We start from the raw sequence: 19,072 nt of genomic DNA on the forward strand, positions 1-19,072 counted from the left end.
GGTCGAGGGGCCGTGACCGGCGCCCGGGTCCGTCGGCGTTCGCCGGGAGCCGCGGCACGCTCCCCCGTTTCTCGAGGAGCTTCAGCCCGACCATCCTGGCAGAGCGGTGCCGTGAGGAAGGCACGCCCGTGGTGCGGCGCCGGACTTTCGCCTCGCCCGAGAGCTCCCGTCAGAGATGGCCGGCGACCGTCTGCGGCTGCCGCGCGGACCCCGACAGTCCGGCGCCGGCCGTCGCGTCGCCCCCCACCCCGACCACGTCCATCGCGATGTCCCGGGCGGCGCTCCGACGCTGCGCCGACTGGACGAGGAACCTGACGACGGCGCCAGCCTCCTCGACGCGAGTGAGGTCGACCACGACGCGGCCGGTCTCCCGGCCCGCTGCCATGAGGGAGCCGAGAGCGGCCGCCAGCTCCGCCATCGCCGTCGCATCGACGCGCCCGCAGACCCGCAGCACGGGAGCTGCTGACCCTGGGTGATCCAGCTGGATCTCCATGCTGCGCCGCCGCACCTCGCGGGCCGGCAGGCGGACGTCGTCCATCGACGCGATGAACAGCTCGTCGATGGCGCCCCGGGCCTTGGGACCGACCCCGCCGACCGACAGGACCGACTGGACGAGCCGGTCCGCGAGCACGCGCAGGCGGACGTTGCGCTGCTGGGACGCCCATCGCAACAGCTCGAAGGCGGCGTCGCCGTCGACTCCGTAGACGAGCATGAGCATGCCCTTGGCCTGGTCGATCGCCGCGTGGGACTCGAGAGCGACCTGCAGCTCCGTGTTGACCTCCGCGGAGACCGCCTGCCGTTCTCGCTCCGAGTCGTCGACCACGAAGCCGGCGACGGTCTCGCTCCCGACGACGGGCGCCACGGTGATGAGCACCTGGCGCTCCTGTCCGCTGAGGTCGACGAGCCGGTACGCGCACCCGTGCGGCTGGCCGTCCGCGGCATCGAGCACCTCGCCGACGTGCTCGCGGTCCTCGGGGTGGACGTGGCTGAGGAAGAGCGCGCGGGTGGGCACGACGTCGCCCGGCGCCATGCCGTGCAACGCGAACATCCCGTCGGACCAGGTCCAACGGGGCGCCGCTGGTGTGTAGCTGAAGCTCCCGATCGAGAGTGTCGAGGTGGTCACAAGTTCCTCCTGCGCGCCTGGACACGTGGAGCGGCCCCGCGGCACGGCTCCGAGCTGAACCGGGCGGGGCCCTGCAGGTCGACCAGTGACCGGGCCGACCAGTGCTTTTCTGCGCTCCGGAGAGGGTAAGGCCGGGTACTCGGTCCCGCGACGGGAACGGCCTGCAGCTCGGTGGCAGACCCGGCGCGCGCGTCGCTAGCATCGAAGGACGGCGGGACGCCGACCCGGGCGGGACCGCGCGCACGAGCAGCGGAGGTGGCGGTGAGCGATCCGGTCGCCGTCCTGGCGGACCTGGCCCGGGTGATCGCCTGGGCACCCGCGGACGAGCCGCTGCACGCCCGGCTGTGCCGCGCCTCGGTCGAGATCCTCGGCGCCGACGGGGGCGCGATCACCCTGGCGTCCACGGACCCCGAGCGGTGGACGATCAGCACCTCGAACGGGACGTCGGCGCAGATCGAGGACCTGCAGGACGTCCTGGGTGAGGGCCCCGGGCAGGAGGCCTACCGCGCGGGCCGCGCGGTGGTGACGCAGGTCGACGGGTTCGACGGCGAGCGGTTCCCCATGTTCGCGCAGCAGGCCAGCACCGTGACCGGCCCGCTGACCGTCTGGGCCCTGCCCATGCACCCGGGTGGGACGACGTTCGGCGTCATCACGCTGTACCGGCGGACGGGCGAGCTGGCGCACAGCCTGGAGGTCGCGCAGTTCCTGGCCGACGCCGTCGGCGCTGCCCTGCTCGACGAGTCCGGCACGCCGGGAGCACTCCCGCACGCCTCGTGGTCGGACCGGGCGCGGGTCCACCATGCCACCGGGATGGTGGTCGCCGAGCTCGGCGTCGCGCCCGAGGACGCGCTGGCGCTGCTGCGCGCGCACGCCTACGCCGAGTCCCTGACCCTGGACTCGGTCGCGGTCGAGGTCACCGGGCGTCGGCTCCGCTTCGCGGACCGCCCGAACGGTGCCGCGCCGACCGAGCCACCACCGGGCGCCGCGAAGGACGGTGAGACATGAGTGCCCACAACGCTGAGCAGGCTCTCGCCCAGATGCTGGGCGCCCTCGTCCGCGAGCACGAGACGGCCGACGTGCTCGCCGAGCTGGTCCACGACTGTGCGACGTTGCTGCCGGCCGACGCCGCCGCGCTGCTCGTCACCAACGGCCGGGGCTCTCTCGAGCTGCTGAGTGCCACGTCGCACCGGGCCAGCGAGCTCGAGATCTACCAGGCGCAGCACCGCTCCGGGCCGTGCGTCGACGCCCTGCGCCACGGTGACCAGGTGGTGGCCGTGGGGGCGGACGACATCGTCACCCGCTGGCCCGACGTGGGGACCGTGATCGTCGAGTCGGGGTTCCAGGCCGTGCACGCCCTCCCGATGGTGTGGCACGGGCGCGTCCTCGGCGGGCTCAACGTGTTCTCCGAGGAACCGGTCCCGCTGGACGGTGCGGCGCTCCAGCTCGCGCAGAACTTCGCGGACGTCGCCTCGCTCGCCCTGGCGCAGCCCGGCATGCTCGAGGACGACGAGCTCGACGAACGGATCAGCGCGGCGCTCGAGGGACGCGTGGTGATCGAGCAGGCCAAGGGCGTCCTCGCGCAGACCCTCGGGGCGGACATGGCTGTCGCGTACGACGAGCTCCTCCGCCGCACCCTCGACGCGGGCTCGACCCTGAGCGTGACCGCGCGCGAGGTGATCCGCGAGGCCCACCGGCGCTGAGCGGAGCACGCACCCGAAGGCCGTCAGCTGGCGCCAGGCGCCGCCTCGAGATGCACGGCCTTCAGCACGGTCATGGCCTCGAGGAGATCGGGCCCGTAACCGGCGCCGGAGCCGCTGTCCTTCCGGGGGTCGGCCGAGCCGCCTGGGGCGCCGCCGAAGACCGCGTTCACCTTCACGGTGCCGACCTCGAGCTCGTCGGCGGCGCGCAACGCGTGGTCCAGGCTCGGCGTCAGCACGGTGGCGGCGAGCCCGTACCGGCCGCCGCCGGCGAGCTGGAGGCCGGTCGCGAAGTCCGGCACCCGGGTGATCGCCGCGACCGGTCCGAACGTCTCCTCGGTCATCACGTCCATGGTGGGCGTGCACCGGTCGAGCACGGTCGGTGGGTAGAAGGACCCCGCGCGCACGAGCCGGCGACCGCCGACCAGCAGCCGGGCTCCGGCGGCCACCGCGTCATCGACGTGCCGCTCGACGACGGCGAGCTGCTCCTCGTCGACGAGCGGGCCGAGGTCGGTCGACCCCTCGAGGGGATCGCCCACCCGGAGCGTGGCGCACACCGAGACCAGCTCGGCGAGGACGGCATCGGCGACCCGTTCGTGCAGGTAGACACGCTCGACGGACGTGCACAGCTGGCCGGTGTTGGTGAAGGCACCCGTCGCGATCTGCCGCGCGGCCCACGCCGGGTCCACGCCCTCGTCGACGAGCAGCGGGTCCTTGCCGCCGTTCTCCCGGATCACCCGCGCCCCTCGCGCACCCGCGACGGCCGCGATCCGACGACCGGTCGCCGTGCTCCCGACCTGCGCGACGAGCGCGACGCGCGGGTCCGCGACGAGCGCCTCCCCCGTAGCACCGTCGCCGTTCACGACGTCGAGCACGCCGTCCGGCAGGTGCTCCGCGATCAGGCGGGCCAGGTGCCAGCCGGGCAGGGCGCTCCGCTCGGACGGCTTGTGGACGACCGTGTTGCCGGTCACCAGCGCCGCGGCCATCAGGCCGGCCGCCGCCGGGTACGGGTCGTTCCACGGGGTGATCACGGCGACGACCCCGTGGGGCGCGCGCCGCACGACGTCGAGCGCCGAGGAACCCCCGCTCAGCACCCGACCCGCCGCGCCGAGCCCGGCGGCGGCCGCCTCGTCGAGCAGGTCGGCGGCGACGCGGGCGGACTCCGTGGACTGCGACAGGAGCCGCCCGGTGCTCCGGCACAGCTCGTCGCCGAGCACGTCGGCCGCCTCCCGCACGGCGGCTGCGGCGGCGCGCAGCGCGTCGGCACGTGCGCCGGGCGCGGTCCGCCGCCACTCGGCCCGGGCCTCGTGGGCGGCCGCGACGGCGGCCGACACCTCGTCCTGCGTGGCAGCGACCAGCACGAGCGCGGCGTCGCCGGTGACCGGATCGAGCCTCTCGACGGTCCTGTGCCCGACGGCGGGGACGCTCCGACCTGCGACGAAGTGCTCCGCGAGCCGCTGTGGCGAGGGCTCGTCGCGCCGGACGGGCGAAGAAGTCGATGCGGCGAGGGTCATGGCGACGGCTCCGTTTCCTCGGCGGAGAAGCGGTTCAACGTGCGGCTCTCGGAGAAGTGCTCCACAGTGGCCAGCAGAAGGCGCCGAGAACCGAGCACCACTCATCGTGTGCAGAACACGCACGACTCTGGACCACCGATGAGAGGCCCGCCACTCATGCGCGTCCTGGGCATCAACGCGATCTATCACGACCCTTCTGCCGCACTCGTCGTCGACGGCCACGTGGTCGCCGCCGCCGAGGAGGAGCGGTTCAGCCGCCGCAAGCACGGCAAACGACCCGTGCCGTTCTCGGCCTGGGAGCTGCCCGAGCTGTCGATGCGGTGGTGCCTGGCCGAGGCCGGTCTGCGGCCCGAGGACCTCGACGCCGTGGCGTACGGGTGGGACCCCGCACTCGCCAAGAACGCCGAGGACCTGGGGCTCGACGACCCGTGGGACCACCTGCGCACCACCTACGCCGAGCGCGTGCCCGGATTCCTGACGAGCGCCCTGCCGGGCATCGACCCGTCGATCGTGCGGTACGTCCCCCACCACGTCGCGCACGCGGCGTCGGCGGCCCTCGCGTCCCCGTTCGACGAGAGCAGCGTCCTGGTCCTCGACGGCCGGGGCGAGCGCGCGTCCCACCTCGCGGGCCGCTACACGGGTGGCCGCCTCGAGATCTTCACCACGCAGGAGCTCCCGAGCTCGCTCGGCCTGGTCTACGAGTCGCTGACGGAGCACCTCGGCTTCCTGCGCTCCAGCGACGAGTACAAGGTCATGGCGCTCGCGTCCTACGGGAAACCCGCGTTCCTCGACGACCTGCGGCCGCTGATCTACGCGACGGGCGACGGCGGCTTCGTGGGCGAGGCGCCCGACTGGGAGCGGTGGGCGCCGCGCCGGGTCGACGACGGCACGTGGGGCGGCGAGCACGCGGACCTGGCGTGCTCGGTCCAGGCCCGCCTGGAGGAGGTCCTCGTCGACCTCGCGCGGTGGTTGCACGACCGAACGGGTGACCGCGTCCTCACCATGGCGGGCGGCATCGCGCTCAACTGCGTGGCCAACTCCCGGATCTGGCGCGAGAGCGGGTTCGAGGAGGTCTGGGTGCAGCCCGCCTCGGGGGATGCCGGGACGGCGCTGGGGGCGGCGATGCAGCTCGCCGCCGAGCTGGGCGACACCCCGCAGCCCATGCCGGGCGCCGCGCTCGGCCGGTCCTGGAGCGACGACGCCCTCGCCGACTGGCTCCGCGCGGCGGCCGTGCCGTTCAGCACCCCCGCCGACCTGGCGGGCGAGGTGGCCGACGTGCTCGCCGACGACGGGGTCGTCGCCTGGTTCGACGGGCGCAGCGAGTTCGGGCCGCGCGCCCTCGGGCACCGCTCGCTGCTGGCTCACCCCGGCCACGCCGAGAACCTCGAGCGGCTCAACGACGTGAAGGGGCGCGAGCAGTTCCGCCCGGTGGCCCCGATGGTCCTGCTCGACCAGGCGACCGAGCTCTTCTCCGGCGGTCCCGTGCCCAGCCCGTACATGCTGTTCGTGCACGACGTCGACCCGACGTGGCGCAGTCGCATCCCCGCAGCCGTGCACGTCGACGGGACCGCCCGCATCCAGACGGTGGACCCCGCGACGCAGCCGCGCCTCGGCGCGACGATCGAGGCGTTCCGGGAGCGCACGGGGCTGCCGGTGGTGATCAACACCAGTCTCAACACCGCGGGTCGGCCCATGGTCGACGACCCGCGGGACGCGCTCGAGCTCTTCGGCTCGGCGCCCGTCGACCTCCTCGTGCTCGGCCCGCACCTGGTGCGTCGCGCGGAGCTCTTCCGGACGACCCGATGACCGGGACGCCGTCGTGGTCGGTCGTCGTGCCCACCGTGGGCCGGCCGTCGCTCGACGTGCTCCTCACCAGCCTGGCCGGCCAGGACTGGGCCGCYGCCGGCACCCAGCCGTCGGTGGTCGTCGTCTGCGACGACCGTCCCCTGGCGTCCAGGCTGCCGCTGGTCCTGCCGGACCTGCCGTGGCCGAGCCGGGTGGTCCGGACGGGCGGCCGAGGGCCGGCGGCCGCGCGGAACGCCGGTTGGCGCAGCGCCGACACGGCGTGGGTGGCGTTCCTCGACGACGACGTGGTGCTGCCCGCAGGCTGGGCGTCCGCGCTCGCCGACGACCTGCAGGCAGCCGCTCCCGATGTCGCCGGCACCCAGGCCCGCCTGCGCGTCCCCCTGCCGCCCGGCCGTCGACCCACCGACTGGGAGCGCAACACCGCCGGGCTCGAGCACGCCCGGTGGCCCACCGCCGACATGGCGTTCCGACGCCCGGCGCTGCAGGAGGTGGACGGGTTCGACGAGCGCTTCCCGCGCGCCTACCGCGAGGACGCCGACCTGGCGCTGCGCCTCCGGCAGGCGGGCTGGCGGCTGGTCGTCGGGTCGCGGACCACGCACCACCCGGTCCGTCCGGCCGACGACCGGGTGAGCGTCCGCGTGCAGGCTGGGGCCCAGGACGACGCGCTCATGCGCGCCCTGCACGGCCGGTCCTGGCGCGAGCTCGCCGGTACCGGTCGTGGCCGCTTCCCCTGGCACGTCGCGACGGTCGTGGCCGCCGGGACCGGCCTCGCGGCTGGGGTCGCGGGACGCCGTCGGACGGCCGCCGTCGGGATCGGCGCGTGGGCGCTGCTCACCGCCGACTTCGCGCGTCGCCGCATCGCCCCCGGCCCGGGGCCCGGCGAGCCGGGTGCGCTCGCCGAGTGGCGGCGCATGGCGTGGACCAGCGCCGTCATCCCGTTCGTGGCGGTCCGCCACCGTGTGCGCGGGACGATCGCGCACCGGCGGGCGACCCCCTGGCGCCCCGCGACGCGGGCGGTCCTCTTCGACCGGGACGGGACCCTCGTCCACGACGTGCCGTACAACGGCGATCCCGACCGCGTCGACCCGGTGCCCGAGGCGGACGAGGCGGTCGCCGCCCTCCGCGCCGCGCACGTGGCCGTCGGCCTGGTCACCAACCAGTCCGGCGTCGCCCGCGGGCTGCTCAGCCGGGGTCAGGTCGACGCCGTGAACGACCGGGTGGCCGAGCTGGTCGGGGCGTTCGACACCGTCCAGGTGTGCCCGCACGGGCCCGAGTCGGCCTGCGCGTGCCGCAAGCCGGCCGGCGGGATGGTGCTCCGCGCCGCRGACGAGCTGGGACTCGCGCCGTGGGAGTGCGCCGTGGTCGGGGACATCGGCGCGGACGTGGACGCCGCGCGGGCGGCCGGCGCGCGGGCGGTGCTCGTGCCCACCGAGGCCACGCGTCCCGAGGAGATCCGGTCCGCCGAGCTGGTGGCCCCGGACCTGCGGGAGGCGGTCGCACTCCTCGTCCCGGACACCGGGCGTGCGCGATGACCGGCGTGCTGGCGGTGCGGCTCGACTCGGACGGCGACGTGCTGCTCACGGGTCCGGCGGTGCGCGCGCTCGGTGCGCTCGGCGATGTCGACCTGCTCGTGTCGCCGGCCGGCCGCCAGGCGGCGGCCCTGCTGCCGGGGGTGCGGGACATCGCGGTGTTCGACGCGCCGTGGAGTGGCCTGTCCCCCGCGCCCGTGGACGCCGGCGAGATCTCGGAGCTGGTCAACCGGCTCGGCGCCGCCCGGCACGAGCGCGCCGTCGTCTTCACGTCGTTCCACCAGAGCCCGCTCCCCATGGCGCTGGTCCTGCGGCTCGCCGGCGTGCCCGTCGTCGCCGCCACGAGCGAGGACTACCCCGGCACCCTGCTCGACGTCCGGCACCGCCGGCCCGACGGCCTGCACGAGGTCGAGGCCGCGCTCTCGCTCGCGCGCGCCGCGGGCGGCTCGCTGCCACCGGGGGACGACGGGCGCCCGGCGGTCCAGGCGCCGCTGCCGGACGTCAGCCGGCTGGTCCCCCGCGCCCGGTACGTCGTCGTGCACCCGGGCGCGTCCGTGCCGTCGCGCGCACCGTCGCGGGACCAGGCGCGCGAGATCGTCACGGGCCTGGCCGACGCCGGGTGGGCAGTCCTCGTCACCGGCGGACCCACCGAGACAGGCCTCACCGCCGACGTCGCCGCCGCCTCGCCCGCCGCCGCCGACCTGGGTGGCCGCACGAGCCTGGCCGAGCTGGCGGGCGTGCTGGCCGGCGCGGACGCCCTGGTCGTCGGCAACACCGGGCCCGCCCACCTCGCGTCGGCGGTCGGCACGCCCGTCGTCTCCCTCTTCTCCCCGGTGGTGCCCGCCGACCGCTGGGCGCCGTTCGGCGTGCCGCACGTGCTGCTCGGCGACCAGGGCGCCGCGTGCGCCGGGAGCCGGGCGCGCGTCTGCCCCGTCCCCGGCCACCCGTGCCTGACGTCGGTGACCACGGCGCAGGTCGTCGCCGCCGTCGACGCGCTGGCCCGGGCGTCCCGCGAGGAGGTCGTCGCATGAGGGTGCTCGTCTGGCACGTGCACGGCTCGTGGATGACCTCCTTCGTCCAGGGTCCCGACGAGTACGTCATGCCCGTGGACCCCGCCCGATCGCCGGACGGCCTCGGGCGCGCGCGGACGTGGGACTGGCCGGCGTCCGCGCGCGAGGTGCCGCTGGAGCGCCTGCGCGACGAACCGGTCGACGTCGTCGTGCTGCAGAGGCCGCGCGACCTCGAGCTGGTCGAACGGTGGACCGGCAGGCGCCCCGGGGTCGACCTCCCGGCCGTGTACGTCGAGCACAACACCCCTGCGGGTCCTGCGGCGGCGACCCCGCACCTGCTGGCCGACCGGTCCGACATCGTGGTGGCCCACGTCTCCGACTTCAACGCCCTGATGTGGGACAGCGGGCGCGCTCCGACGGCCGTGATCGACCACGGCATCCCCGACCCCGGCTACCGGTACACCGGCGAGCGCGCGCGGGTCGCGGCGGTGGTGAACGAGCCGGTGCGGCGCTGGCGGGTGGCCGGGACGGACCTGCTGCTCGACGTCGCCTCGCGGGTGCCCGTGGAGGTCTACGGGATGGGCGTCGCGGGGCTGGCCGAGCACGCGAGCGACCTGGCGCCGTTCCTGCACGACGACGTCCCGCAGCACCGGCTGCACGACGACCTCTCCGCCGCGCGCGCCTACCTGCACCCGTTCCGCTGGACCAGCCTGGGCCTCTCGCTCATCGAGGCGATGACCCTCGGCATGCCGGTGCTCGCCGTCGCGTCCACGGCCGCCCCCGAGGCGGTGCCGCCCGAGGCCGGCGTGGTGAGCGCGCGGCCCGACCGGCTGGTGGACGCGGCCCGCCGCTGGCTGCACGAGCCGGAGGACGCCCGGGCGCACGGCCGCGCGGCGCGGGAGYACGCGCTGCGGGTGTTCGGGCTCGACCGGTTCCTGTCCGACTGGCAGTCCCTGCTCAAGGAGGTGACGCGATGAGGATCGCGATGGTGTCCGAGCACGCAAGCCCTCTCGCCACGCTCGGTGGCGTGGACGCGGGTGGGCAGAACGTCCACGTCGCCGCACTCGGCGCCGCCCTGGCCCGCGCCGGTCACCAGGTCGACGTCTACACCCGGCGCGACGACCGCGACCAGCCCGAGTGCGTCGAGCTCGTGCCCGGCGTCACGGTCGTGCACGTCCCCGCCGGCCCCGCCCGACCCGTCCGGAAGGACGAGCTCGTGCCGTACATGCCGGCGTTCGGCGACCTGCTCGCGGAGCACTGGAGCGGGCAGCGGGCGCCGGACGTGGCGCACGCGCACTTCTGGATGTCGGGGATGGCCGCGCTGCAGGCCGCCGCCGTGACCGGCACGCCGGTCGCGCAGACGTTCCACGCGCTCGGATCGGTGAAGCGCCGGTACCAGGGCGACAAGGACACGAGCCCGCCCGGGCGCATCGCGACGGAGGCCTCGATCGGGCGACGCGTCGACGTCGTCGTCGCCACCTGCTCCGACGAGGTGGCCGAGCTCGTCCGGCTCGGCGTGCCGACGGGCAAGGTCCGGGTGGTGCCCTGCGGCGTCGACGTCGAGCACTTCCGTCCGGGTGGCCAGGTCTCCGAGCTTCCCCGGCGCGCCCGCTACCGCCTGCTCGGCATCGGGCGGCTGGTGGAGCGCAAGGGGCTCGAGACCGTCGTCGACGCTCTCACCGAGCTGCCCGACGCGGAGCTCGTCGTCGCGGGCGGTCCGGCGGCCGACGGGCTGGGCGCGGACGCCGAGGCCCGACGGCTGCTCGCCCTGGCGTCGTCGCGCGGCGTGCGCGACCGGGTCCGGCTGGTCGGCCGCGTGGACCACGACGAGCTGCCGGCACTCGTGCGCTCCGCGGACGTGGTCGTCGCGACGCCCTGGTACGAGCCCTTCGGGATCGTGCCCATCGAGGCCGCGGCCTGCGGGGTGCCCGTCGTCGGCTCGGCGGTCGGGGGCCTGCTCGACACCGTGCAGGACGGTCGGACCGGGCTGCTCGTCCCGCCGCGCGACCCCGGCGCCCTCGCCGCCGCCCTGCGGTCCCTGCTCGACGACGCCGACCGCCGCKCCGCGTTCGGTGCGACCGCCCGGCGGCGCGCGGTCGCCCGGTACGGCTGGGACCGGGTCGCCGCCCAGACCGAGCTGGTCTACCGCACCATGACGCACCGCGCGGTGCTCTCGGAGGTGGCGGTCGGATGAGCGGCACCGGATGGCTCGAGGAGCACCTGGCCGAGCTGGCGGACTCGCTCGGGGCGGTCGAGGACCAGGCCGCCCTGGTCGACCGGTGGGGTCAGCAGCTGGCCGAGCGGCTGGTCGCCGGCGGTCGGCTGCTCGCGTCCGGGAACGGTGGCAGCGCGGCCGAGGCGCAGCACCTCACCGCCGAGCTGGTGGGGCGGTTCGTGGCCGAGCGGCGCCCGTACTCCGCGATCGCGCTGTGCGCGGAGAGCTCGAGCCTCACCGCGATCGTCAACGACTACGGCGCCGACGAGATGTTCGCGCGGCAGGTCGAGGCGCACGGCCGCGCCGAGGACGTGCTGGTGCTCCTGTCGACCTCGGGACGCAGCCCGAACGTCCTGGCGGCCGCCGAGCGCGGGCGCAGCCTGGGCATGCGCGTGTGGGGGCTCACCGGTCCCGGTCCCAACCCGCTGGCGGAGGCGTGCGACGAGGCCGTCTGTGTCCCGGCCGCGTCGACCGCCGGCGTCCAGGCCGTGCACCTGGTCCTCGTCCACGCGCTGTGCGCGGCGGTCGACGCCCACCTCGACCGCCTGGAGCACGGCGAGCCCGCGGTGGACACCACCCCCGGCGACCGCCCGCACGTCGTGGTGGTCGGGGACACCGTGCTGGACCGCGACGTGGACGGCAGGACCGAGCGGCTCTGCCCGGACGCGCCGGCGCCCGTCCTCGACGTGACCGCCACGCACGACTCCCCGGGCGGGGCCGGCCTCGCCGCGCTGCTCTGCGCGGCGAGTGGCGCGCGGGTCACGCTGGTCACGCCGCTGGCGTCCGACGCCGACGGCAGGTCCCTGCTGCGCGACCTGCGGCAGGACGTCGACGTCCTCGCGCTCGGGCACGAGGGCCCGACCCGTCGGAAGGTGCGGGTGCGCAGCGACGGCCACTCGCTGGTGCGCGTCGACGACGGCGGACCGGGCAGCCCGACGGCGTTGCCCGAGGACCGGGTCCGCGCCGTCCTGGCGTCGGCCGACGCGGTTCTCGTCGCGGACTACGGCGCGGGCGTCACCCGGGACCCCCGCCTCCGGGAGCTGCTCGCGGACGCCGCCGGGCACCGCCCCGTGGTGTGGGACCCCCACCCGCGCGGCGGGCCGCCGGTCCCCCGCGCCACGCTGGTCACCCCGAACCTGGCCGAGGCCCGGCTCGCGGCGCCGGCGGACGCGTCGCCCGACGCCCTCGCCCAGACCCTGCGCTCCATCTGGGACGCGCGCGCCGTCGCGGTGACCGCGGGCGACCAGGGGGCGTTCCTCGCCACGTCCGGCGACGAGCCGTCGTTCGTGCCGGCGAGCCCGGCCCGGGGCGGCGACACGTGCGGCGCCGGCGACCGGTTCTCCGCCACGGCGGCCGTGTCCCTCGCCCGCGGTGGGCTCGTGTCGGCGGCGGTGGGTGCCGCGGTCGCCGAGGCGTCGGCGTGGGTGGCGGCCGGCGGCGCCGAGGCGTTCCGGACGCGTCGTCGGAGCGCACCGTCCGAGCAGCCCTCCGCGCCGCCCGAGGAGGACGTCGCCACCCTGGCCGCACGCCTGCGGATGGGCGGCCGGACGCTCGTCGCCACCGGCGGGTGCTTCGACATCGTGCACGCGGGTCACGTCGCGACGCTCCAGGCGGCCCGCCGACTCGGCGACGCGCTCGTCGTGGTGATGAACTCCGACGACTCCGTCCGTCGCCTCAAGGGCGCCGGTCGACCCGTGGTGGGCGCCGCGGACCGCGCGCGCGTGCTCGAGGCCCTCGACTGCGTCGACGCCGTCGTCGTGTTCGACGAGGACGACCCGCGCGCGGTGCTGGCGGCGCTGCGGCCCGACGTCTGGGCGAAGGGCGGCGACTACGGCGGCCGGCCCCTGCCGGAGAGCGAGGTCGTGCGGTCCGCGGGGGGTCGCGTGGTCCTGCTGCCCTACCTGGACGGCCGGTCCACGTCGTCCATCATCGAGCGGACGGGCCGCGCCCGGACGCCTGTGCCCGAGGAGGTCGCATGACCGACACGTCGACAAGACCGTTCACCATCGAGACCCGGCGGCTCGGCACCGTCGTGGTCACCGGCGGCGCCAGCGGCCTCGGAGCCGCGGTCGTCGACGCCGTGGCCGCGGCCGGCGGCACGCCCGCCGTCCTCGATCGGGTGCCGCCCCGCGACGGGGTCGCGCACGTCCTGGTGGACCTGTCGGACTCCACCGCGGCCGCCCGCGCGGTCGAGGAGCTGGTCGACCAGGTGGGCGCGCCGAGCGGTCTGGTGACCGCGGCCGGCACCGACGCCTGCGGGCCGCTCGACCAGGTCGACACCGAGACGTGGGAACGCGTCGTGCGCGTCAACCTCTTCGGCACCGTCGCCGTCGTGCGCGCCTGTCTGCCGCACCTGGAGCAGACGCGGGGCACGGTCGTGACGGTGGCCTCGACGCTGGCGCTCCGCGGGATGAGCGACGCCACCGCCTACTGCGCGTCCAAGTTCGCCGTCCGCGGATTCACGCACGCCCTCGCGGCCGAGCTCGCCGGCCGCGTCGGCGTCACGCTGCTGATCCCGGGCGGCATGCGCACACCGTTCTTCGACGGCCGCAGCGAGCAGTACCGGCCGGGACCGGACGCGCAGCTCAACGACCCGGCCGCCACCGCGGGTGCCGTGCTGACGGCGCTCACCCAGCCGGTGGGCAGCGAGATCCGGGAGATGCTCGTGATGTCGTCCGGGGAGAGCTCCTGGCCGTGACCGGCGACGTGCTGGTGCTGCGGGCGCTCGGGCTGGGCGACGCGCTGACCGGCATCGCGCCCCTGCGCGGCGTGCGGCGGGCGTGGCCGGACCGGCGCCTCTGGCTGGCCGCCCCCGAGGCGGTCGGGCGGTGGCTGCTGGGCCTCGGGCTCGTCGACGAGGTCGTCGCGACCGCCGGCCTCGACCAGCCGCTGGCGTGGAGCCGTCCGGGGCACGTCGCGGTCAACCTGCACGGGCGCGGGCCGCAGAGCCACGCGCTGCTGCGTGCCACGGATCCCGACCGTCTGGTGGCGTTCGCGACGCCGGACCACCCCGACGGCCCGGCGTGGCGAGCCGACGAGCACGAGGTCGACCGGTGGTGCCGCCTGGTCGGCTCGGCGGGAGGCCGGTGCGACCGCGAGGACCTGCGCGTCGACGTCGGCGGCGAGGGCCGGTCCGACGAGGTGCTGCTGCACCCGGGCGCCGCCTCCGCGGCACGTCGCTGGCCGCCCGAGCGGTGGGCGGGCCTGGCGCGGACACTCGCGTCCGACGGAGCGCGCGTGACCCTGACGGGAGGACCGGACGAGCAGCACCTGTGCGCACGGATCCGCGCCCTCGCCGGCCCGGGGGTCGACGTCGCGGGCCTGCTGCCGCTCGCCGACCTGGTCCGCCGTGTCGCCGCGGCGCGGTTGCTCGTCTGCGGCGACACGGGTGTCGCCCACGTGGCCACGGCGACCGGCACGCCGTCCGTGCTGCTGTTCGGTCCGGTGCCGCCGAGCKGGTGGGGACCCGCGATCGACCCCGACCTGCACACCGTGCTCTGGCACGGCGACGGGCTCCCGGCCGGCGATCCTCACGGCACCAGCATCGATCCCGCCCTGGACGCGATCGGCACCGACGAGGTCGTCGCCGCGGTCGACCGACTGCTGAGGGTGCGGTCAGGCTGAGATGCTCTCCGCCTGCCGGAACCACCGGACGGTCCGGTCCAGTCCCTCGGCCCACGGGACCTGCGGCGCCCAGCCCAGCTCCCGGGACGCCAACGACGTGTCGGGGCGGCGCACCTCCGGGTCGTCCACGGGCCGGCCCACGAACGTGATCCCTGACCGGGAACCCGTCGCGGCCAGCACGTCCTGCGCGATCTGGAGGACGGTGAGCTCGGTCGGGTTGCCGATGTTCATCGGCCCCGAGTGGCCGTGCGCCGCGAGCGCGAGGATCCCGCGCACGAGGTCGTCCACGTAGCAGACCGACCGCGTCTGGCTCCCGTCGCCCGCCACGGTGACCGGCTCCCCCGCCAGCGCCTGCCGGATGAACGTGGGGATCGCGCGCCCGTCGTGCGGGCGCATGCGGGGACCGTAGGTGTTGAAGATCCGCACGATGGCCGTGTCGACCCCGTGGGTCGTGCGGTAGGCGGTGGTGAGCGCCTCCCCGTACCGCTTGGCCTCGTCGTAGACGCCGCGCGGCCCCACCGGGTTCACGTGACCCCAGTAGTCCTCCGGCTGAGGGTGCACCTGCGGGTCGCCGTACACCTCGGACGTGGAGGCGAGCACGAACCGCGCGCCCTTCTCCTTGGCCAGGCCGAGYGCGTGACCGGTACCGATCGAGCCCACCTTCAGCGTCTCGATGGGCAGCTGCAGGTAGTCGACAGGGGACGCCGGCGACGCGAAGTGCAGCACCAGGTCCACCGGGCCGGGCACGTGCACGAAGTCGGTGACGTCGCAGCGGGCGAGCCGGAAGCCGCGCCGGTCCATCAGGTGCGCGACGTTCGAGGGTGCGCCCGTGAGAAAGCTGTCCAGGCAGACCACCTCGGCCCCGCGGTCCAGGAGCTCCGTGCACAGGTGGCTCCCGAGGAAGCCTGCCCCGCCGGTGACGACGACGCGTCCCCGGGTCGGGTCGGACGAGGTGGGTCGGTTCACGGCGGTCGGCATGGGTACGCGTCCCCTCGTCGGGATCGTCCGCGTCGTCGGCCCCGTCTTCGCCGGCTGGTGGTTCCTGGGACAGTCCTACCGCCCTTTGCGACGGCCCGCGCGCCGAGCCGGCGCCTCCTGGCTGAGACCGTCGGGACGCGAATCAGCGTGGATATCGGTCAAGCTCGGGGTGGCGCCAGGCGCAGCGCCCGGCGCCCGATGGGTGAGCGCCGGCTCCGCCCGCCGGCCCGGCTCGTGTGGCACGTCCGACGCCGCGTCCCTACGCTGACCTCCGGTCGAGCCGTGGCCTCTCTCGACCCACGAAGGTGTGCGCGGCGATGACAGACCCGATCACGAAGCCGTCGGTGGACGACCCGACCGGGGGCCCCGGGCCCCGGCGGGTCCTGGTGAACGGTGCCGACTCCGGCATCGGCAAGGCGTGCGCGGTCGCCCTCGCCGACGAGGCGGAGCACGTGGCGGTCGTCGCCGCGCTCGAGCTCGCCGAGCACGGGATCACCGTGAACGCGGTGGTTCCCGGCGAGATCGCCACCCCCATGAAGGGCCAGGAGGACGAGTCGGTCCTCGAGGGCAAGCATCGGCCCGGTGTCCCCCTCGGGCGCCCGGGCGACGCGCGCGAGGTCGCCGCCGTCGTCCGCCTGCTGTGCCGTCCCGAAGGCGGCTACGTCACGGGTGCGTCGTGGGCGGTCGACGGCGGGATGCCCACCATGGGACCCATGGCCGGGTCGCACCTGCGGTCCGACGACTGGCGCCGACCGTGAGCGCCGCGTGAGCGCGAACGTCGACGACGCCGCCCGGCGGGTGCTGGGCCCCGGTGCGCAGCTGCGGGACGTCCAGTCGGACGCCCTGCGCGGTCTGGCGGACCACGACACGGTGCTGGTCGCGCGCAGCGGCGCCGGCAAGACCGCGGTGTACGCCATCGCGACGCTCATGACGGGCCGGCTGACCGTCGTCGTCTCGCCGCTGCTCGCCCTCCAGCGCGATCAGGTCGACGCCCTGGCCGCGGCGGGCCTGCGCGCGGACGCCGTCAGCTCCGCCGTGTCGCCGGGACGGCGCCGACGGGCGCTGGACGACGCCGCCGCGGGCCGGCTCGACGTGCTCCTCCTGGCCCCCGAGCAGCTGGTCCGCGCTCAGGTGGCCGAGGCCCTGGCCCGAGCCGACGTGGGCCTCGTCGTGGTCGACGAGGCGCACTGCGTGAGCGAGTGGGGCCACGACTTCCGACCCGACTACATGGCCGTCGCCGAGACCGTCCGCCGGCTCGGGTCTCCCCGGCTCTTGGCCCTGACCGCGACCGCATCCCCGCGCGTCCGCGCCGAGATCGTCGAGCGGCTGGGCATGCGCGACGCCCGCGTCCTCGTCCGCGACGCCGACCGCCCCAACATCTGGCTCGGCGTGCACCACGCACCGACCACCCGCGACCGGGACGACCTCGTCGTCCGCGCCGCCCTCGCCGAGGACGGAGCCACGCTCGTCTACGCGCGCACCCACGGCCACGCCGACGCCTTGGCCAGAGCGCTTACCGAGGCGGGACGGCCGTGCGACGCGTACCACGCGGGCCGCGCCGCCAAGGTGCGGGAGAAGCTCCAGGACGCCTTCCTGGGCGGCCGCGCGGACACCCTCGTCGCGACGAGTGCGTTCGGCATGGGCGTCGACCGTGCCGACGTCCGCCTCGTCCTGCACGCCGGCCTGCCGCCGTCGCTCGACTCCTACTACCAGGAGGTCGGCCGAGCCGGTCGCGACGGCATGCCCGCGCGTGCCGTCGGTGCCGTGCTCCCGGGCGAGGTGGGCCTGAACCGCTTCCTCAGCTCCGCCGCCGGCCCGCGACCGGCGTCCGCCCGCGCGGTGCTGCGGGCCGTCGCCCGGGGGGCGACGACGCGGGCGGACGTGATGGCCGCGACCGGCCTGGCGCCGCGCACCGTCTCCCGGACGCTCGCCGCGCTGGTGGACGTCACGGCGCTGGACGCCGACGAGGGCGGGTACCGCCCCGGAGCGGTCGAGGAGGGCGCCGTGCTGCGCGCGCTGCGCGACCGGCGCGTCCGGCGGCAGGCGCTCGACCGGTCGCGCGTGGAGATGGTGCAGACGTACGCCGACTCGTCCGACTGCCGGCGACGCCTGCTCCTGGAGCTGCTGGGCGAGTCGCACCCGGACCGGTGCGGCGCGTGCGACAGCTGCGATGCCGGGACGAGCATCGACGTGCTCGACGCCCGGCTGCGGGGCGGCCAGCCGGTGGTCCATGCCGAGTGGGGGCCGGGCACGGTGAGCGCCGTCGAGGCCGACCGGGTCACCGTGCTCTTCGACGACCGCGGCTACGTCACGCTCGACACCGCCATCTCGCTCGACTCCGGGCTCCTCGTGCCGGGCTGACACCCGCCGAGCGGCTCGTCGTCGCGCGGTCCGACGTCAAGGTTGCGCAGGGCCGGCCGTCATGTGGCGCCCGCACTCAGGCCTGGATGAGCGGGCCGTGCGCGTCGGGGTTGTCGGGGTCCTGGATCGCCGGCGGCGCGTTCGGCGGCTCCTTGTCGGGGATCCCGTCGAGCTCGTCCGGCAGGTCCGGGACGTCGTCCCGGGCCGGTGACTTGTCGTCCATGGCTGTCCCTTCGTGTGCTGTCGTGATCGTCGTGGTCGGGGTTCTGTTCTCGATCGTGATCGTTGCTGCTCTGCTCGCTCAGAGCTGGAGCCGCACCCCTGCCTCGTGGGGCACGGCGACGAGCTGGCGCTCGGCGTCGCCCTCGAGAGCGGCCGCGCCCGGGCCGCGTCGGAGCAGCGGGAGCACGGTGCGGTGCTGCACGTCCTCGAGCTCGAAGGCCAGCGCGGCGTACAGCGCGAACACGGCCAGTGCGATGCCCGTCCAGCCGGCGAGCTGCGTCCACGCGGCAGACCCGGTCAGCTGCACGACGCCGGTGAAGGCGAAGCGCACGGCGCTGAGGCCCATGACGGCGGCGGCGACGAGCTTGCCGGACGCGGACACCGCGGGCACGAGCATCGCCGCGGCCGCTGCCAGCAGGAGGACGCCGAGACCCGGCGAGTGCGCACCAGGAGCGGCCTGGACGGTCGTGACGCAGACCGCCGCCCACGTGCCGGCCAGCACGCCCATCCCGGTGCCGGCGACCGGATCCCGAGCAAGGAACCCGAGGACGCTGGCGAGCAGCTGGACCGGCACCGTGAACACCAGGACGCCGAGCGCGACGACCGCCCCCTGGTCCGCGGGGACCCAGCCGAGCTGCACGGCGGCGAACCCGGTGGTGGCCACGACCAGCCCGAGGAACCCCAGAGGCAGCGGCGTGCCCACGGGCCGCAGCACGACCCGGACCCGGCTGCTGTCGACCGCGCTCATCGCAGGACGGACCTGGCCTTCGTCGCCGTGGTCTGCACCGCGCGCAGGCCGCGCGAGCCCAGCGTCGGTCCGTCCTGCTGGCGCTCGACCCGCTCAGCGAGCCGGCGGGCGATCGACGCGACGACGGGGAGCAGGACGACGACCAGGACGAGGACCCGCAGTCGGCGGAAGAGCAGGAACCACATCGGTGCCTCCGAGGATCGGTCAGCCACCGACGCGCCTTCCCGACGTCGACCTCCATCGTC

General features: G+C 75.7%; 17 protein-coding genes and 1 pseudogene. 12 read left to right on the forward strand and 6 right to left on the reverse strand.

The window, feature by feature from the left end:
• Nucleotides 1-169 precede the first annotated feature (169 nt).
• Entirely contained in the window at nt 170-1,123 is a 954-nt protein-coding gene (locus AC1DQC_RS05770) for a PAS and ANTAR domain-containing protein (RefSeq protein WP_477050263.1), read from the reverse strand.
• Between the two features lie 261 nt (nt 1,124-1,384).
• On the opposite strand from AC1DQC_RS05770, the gene AC1DQC_RS05775 reads away from it, so the two are divergent.
• Complete coding sequence (locus AC1DQC_RS05775; RefSeq protein ID WP_477050264.1) at nt 1,385-2,128, forward strand: GAF and ANTAR domain-containing protein; 744 nt, start codon at nt 1,385-1,387, stop codon at nt 2,126-2,128.
• The gene (locus AC1DQC_RS05780; protein ID WP_477050265.1) at nt 2,125-2,823 is read left to right on the forward strand and encodes a GAF and ANTAR domain-containing protein; all 699 of its coding nucleotides are present in this window, start codon (nt 2,125-2,127) and stop codon (nt 2,821-2,823) included. The genes AC1DQC_RS05775 and AC1DQC_RS05780 overlap by 4 nt, the downstream gene beginning before the upstream one ends.
• A gap of 23 nt (nt 2,824-2,846) precedes the next feature.
• Here AC1DQC_RS05780 and AC1DQC_RS05785 read toward each other — a convergent pair whose 3' ends face one another.
• A complete protein-coding gene (locus AC1DQC_RS05785; protein ID WP_477050266.1) occupies nt 2,847-4,334 on the reverse strand; it encodes an aldehyde dehydrogenase family protein in 1,488 nt (495 codons plus the stop codon).
• Between the two features lie 138 nt (nt 4,335-4,472).
• Between AC1DQC_RS05785 and AC1DQC_RS05790 the strand changes: the two genes are divergently transcribed.
• The 8 genes from AC1DQC_RS05790 to AC1DQC_RS05825 are packed head-to-tail and all read left to right on the forward strand — an operon-like array spanning nt 4,473 to nt 14,518.
• Nucleotides 4,473-6,140: a carbamoyltransferase family protein gene (locus tag AC1DQC_RS05790; RefSeq protein WP_477050267.1), complete on the forward strand. Its 1,668-nt coding sequence runs from the start codon at nt 4,473-4,475 to the stop codon at nt 6,138-6,140.
• The gene (locus tag AC1DQC_RS05795) at nt 6,137-7,672 is read left to right on the forward strand and encodes an HAD-IIIA family hydrolase (protein WP_477050268.1); all 1,536 of its coding nucleotides are present in this window, start codon (nt 6,137-6,139) and stop codon (nt 7,670-7,672) included. The genes AC1DQC_RS05790 and AC1DQC_RS05795 overlap by 4 nt, the downstream gene beginning before the upstream one ends.
• Nucleotides 7,669-8,700 (forward strand): glycosyltransferase family 9 protein, encoded by a 1,032-nt coding sequence (locus tag AC1DQC_RS05800; protein WP_477050269.1) that lies wholly within the window; start codon nt 7,669-7,671, stop codon nt 8,698-8,700. Before AC1DQC_RS05795 ends, AC1DQC_RS05800 begins: the two co-directional genes overlap by 4 nt.
• On the forward strand, nt 8,697-9,656 hold the full coding sequence (locus AC1DQC_RS05805) for a glycosyltransferase family 4 protein (RefSeq protein WP_477050270.1): 960 nt from the start codon (nt 8,697-8,699) through the stop codon (nt 9,654-9,656). Before AC1DQC_RS05800 ends, AC1DQC_RS05805 begins: the two co-directional genes overlap by 4 nt.
• Nucleotides 9,653-10,873, forward strand: coding sequence for a glycosyltransferase (locus AC1DQC_RS05810; protein WP_477050271.1), 1,221 nt, complete (start codon nt 9,653-9,655; stop codon nt 10,871-10,873). Before AC1DQC_RS05805 ends, AC1DQC_RS05810 begins: the two co-directional genes overlap by 4 nt.
• Nucleotides 10,870-12,873, forward strand: a complete 2,004-nt coding sequence (locus tag AC1DQC_RS05815) for a PfkB family carbohydrate kinase (protein WP_477050272.1) — start codon at nt 10,870-10,872, stop codon at nt 12,871-12,873. The genes AC1DQC_RS05810 and AC1DQC_RS05815 overlap by 4 nt, the downstream gene beginning before the upstream one ends.
• Nucleotides 12,870-13,592, forward strand: a complete 723-nt coding sequence (locus tag AC1DQC_RS05820) for an SDR family oxidoreductase (protein ID WP_477050273.1) — start codon at nt 12,870-12,872, stop codon at nt 13,590-13,592. Before AC1DQC_RS05815 ends, AC1DQC_RS05820 begins: the two co-directional genes overlap by 4 nt.
• Nucleotides 13,589-14,518 carry a glycosyltransferase family 9 protein gene (locus AC1DQC_RS05825; protein ID WP_477050274.1) on the forward strand — a complete coding sequence of 310 codons (930 nt, stop codon included), beginning with the start codon at nt 13,589-13,591 and terminating at the stop codon, nt 14,516-14,518. Before AC1DQC_RS05820 ends, AC1DQC_RS05825 begins: the two co-directional genes overlap by 4 nt.
• On the opposite strand, the gene AC1DQC_RS05830 is transcribed toward AC1DQC_RS05825, so the two are convergent.
• On the reverse strand, nt 14,510-15,484 hold the full coding sequence (locus AC1DQC_RS05830; protein ID WP_477050275.1) for a UDP-glucuronic acid decarboxylase family protein: 975 nt from the start codon (nt 15,482-15,484) through the stop codon (nt 14,510-14,512). The genes AC1DQC_RS05825 and AC1DQC_RS05830 overlap by 9 nt on opposite strands.
• Before the next feature lie 476 nt (nt 15,485-15,960).
• Here AC1DQC_RS05830 and AC1DQC_RS05835 point away from each other — a divergent pair.
• Together AC1DQC_RS05835 and AC1DQC_RS05840 are read left to right on the forward strand one after the other, a co-directional pair.
• Nucleotides 15,961-16,254, forward strand: a pseudogene (locus AC1DQC_RS05835) (SDR family oxidoreductase); the annotation flags it as partial.
• Nucleotides 16,255-16,261: 7 nt separating this feature from the next.
• Nucleotides 16,262-17,857: a RecQ family ATP-dependent DNA helicase gene (locus AC1DQC_RS05840; RefSeq protein ID WP_477050276.1), complete on the forward strand. Its 1,596-nt coding sequence runs from the start codon at nt 16,262-16,264 to the stop codon at nt 17,855-17,857.
• A gap of 76 nt (nt 17,858-17,933) precedes the next feature.
• On the opposite strand, the gene AC1DQC_RS05845 is transcribed toward AC1DQC_RS05840, so the two are convergent.
• From AC1DQC_RS05845 to AC1DQC_RS05855, 3 genes are all read right to left on the reverse strand, one after another.
• Nucleotides 17,934-18,080, reverse strand: coding sequence for a hypothetical protein (locus AC1DQC_RS05845; RefSeq protein WP_477050277.1), 147 nt, complete (start codon nt 18,078-18,080; stop codon nt 17,934-17,936).
• 78 nt (nt 18,081-18,158) lie between these two features.
• Nucleotides 18,159-18,827, reverse strand: coding sequence for an acetate uptake transporter family protein (locus AC1DQC_RS05850; RefSeq protein WP_477050278.1), 669 nt, complete (start codon nt 18,825-18,827; stop codon nt 18,159-18,161).
• Nucleotides 18,824-19,039, reverse strand: a complete 216-nt coding sequence (locus AC1DQC_RS05855; RefSeq protein WP_456844470.1) for a hypothetical protein — start codon at nt 19,037-19,039, stop codon at nt 18,824-18,826. The genes AC1DQC_RS05850 and AC1DQC_RS05855 overlap by 4 nt, the downstream gene beginning before the upstream one ends.
• Nucleotides 19,040-19,072: the final 33 nt, after the last annotated feature.

The organism is Cellulomonas sp. P4_H12 (genome assembly GCF_056400905.1).

Bases quoted from the DNA above. Each gene is read 5' to 3' on its own strand.
- AC1DQC_RS05780 (WP_477050265.1), top strand. From the start codon at position 2,125: ATGAGTGCCCACAACGCTGAGCAGGCTCTCGCCCAGATGCTGGGCGCC.
- AC1DQC_RS05785 (WP_477050266.1), bottom strand. From the start codon at position 4,334: ATGACCCTCGCCGCATCGACTTCTTCGCCCGTCCGGCGCGACGAGCCC.
- AC1DQC_RS05790 (WP_477050267.1), top strand. From the start codon at position 4,473: ATGAGAGGCCCGCCACTCATGCGCGTCCTGGGCATCAACGCGATCTAT.
- AC1DQC_RS05800 (WP_477050269.1), top strand. From the start codon at position 7,669: ATGACCGGCGTGCTGGCGGTGCGGCTCGACTCGGACGGCGACGTGCTG.
- AC1DQC_RS05815 (WP_477050272.1), top strand. From the start codon at position 10,870: ATGAGCGGCACCGGATGGCTCGAGGAGCACCTGGCCGAGCTGGCGGAC.
- AC1DQC_RS05820 (WP_477050273.1), top strand. From the start codon at position 12,870: ATGACCGACACGTCGACAAGACCGTTCACCATCGAGACCCGGCGGCTC.
- AC1DQC_RS05845 (WP_477050277.1), bottom strand. From the start codon at position 18,080: ATGGACGACAAGTCACCGGCCCGGGACGACGTCCCGGACCTGCCGGAC.
- AC1DQC_RS05850 (WP_477050278.1), bottom strand. From the start codon at position 18,827: ATGAGCGCGGTCGACAGCAGCCGGGTCCGGGTCGTGCTGCGGCCCGTG.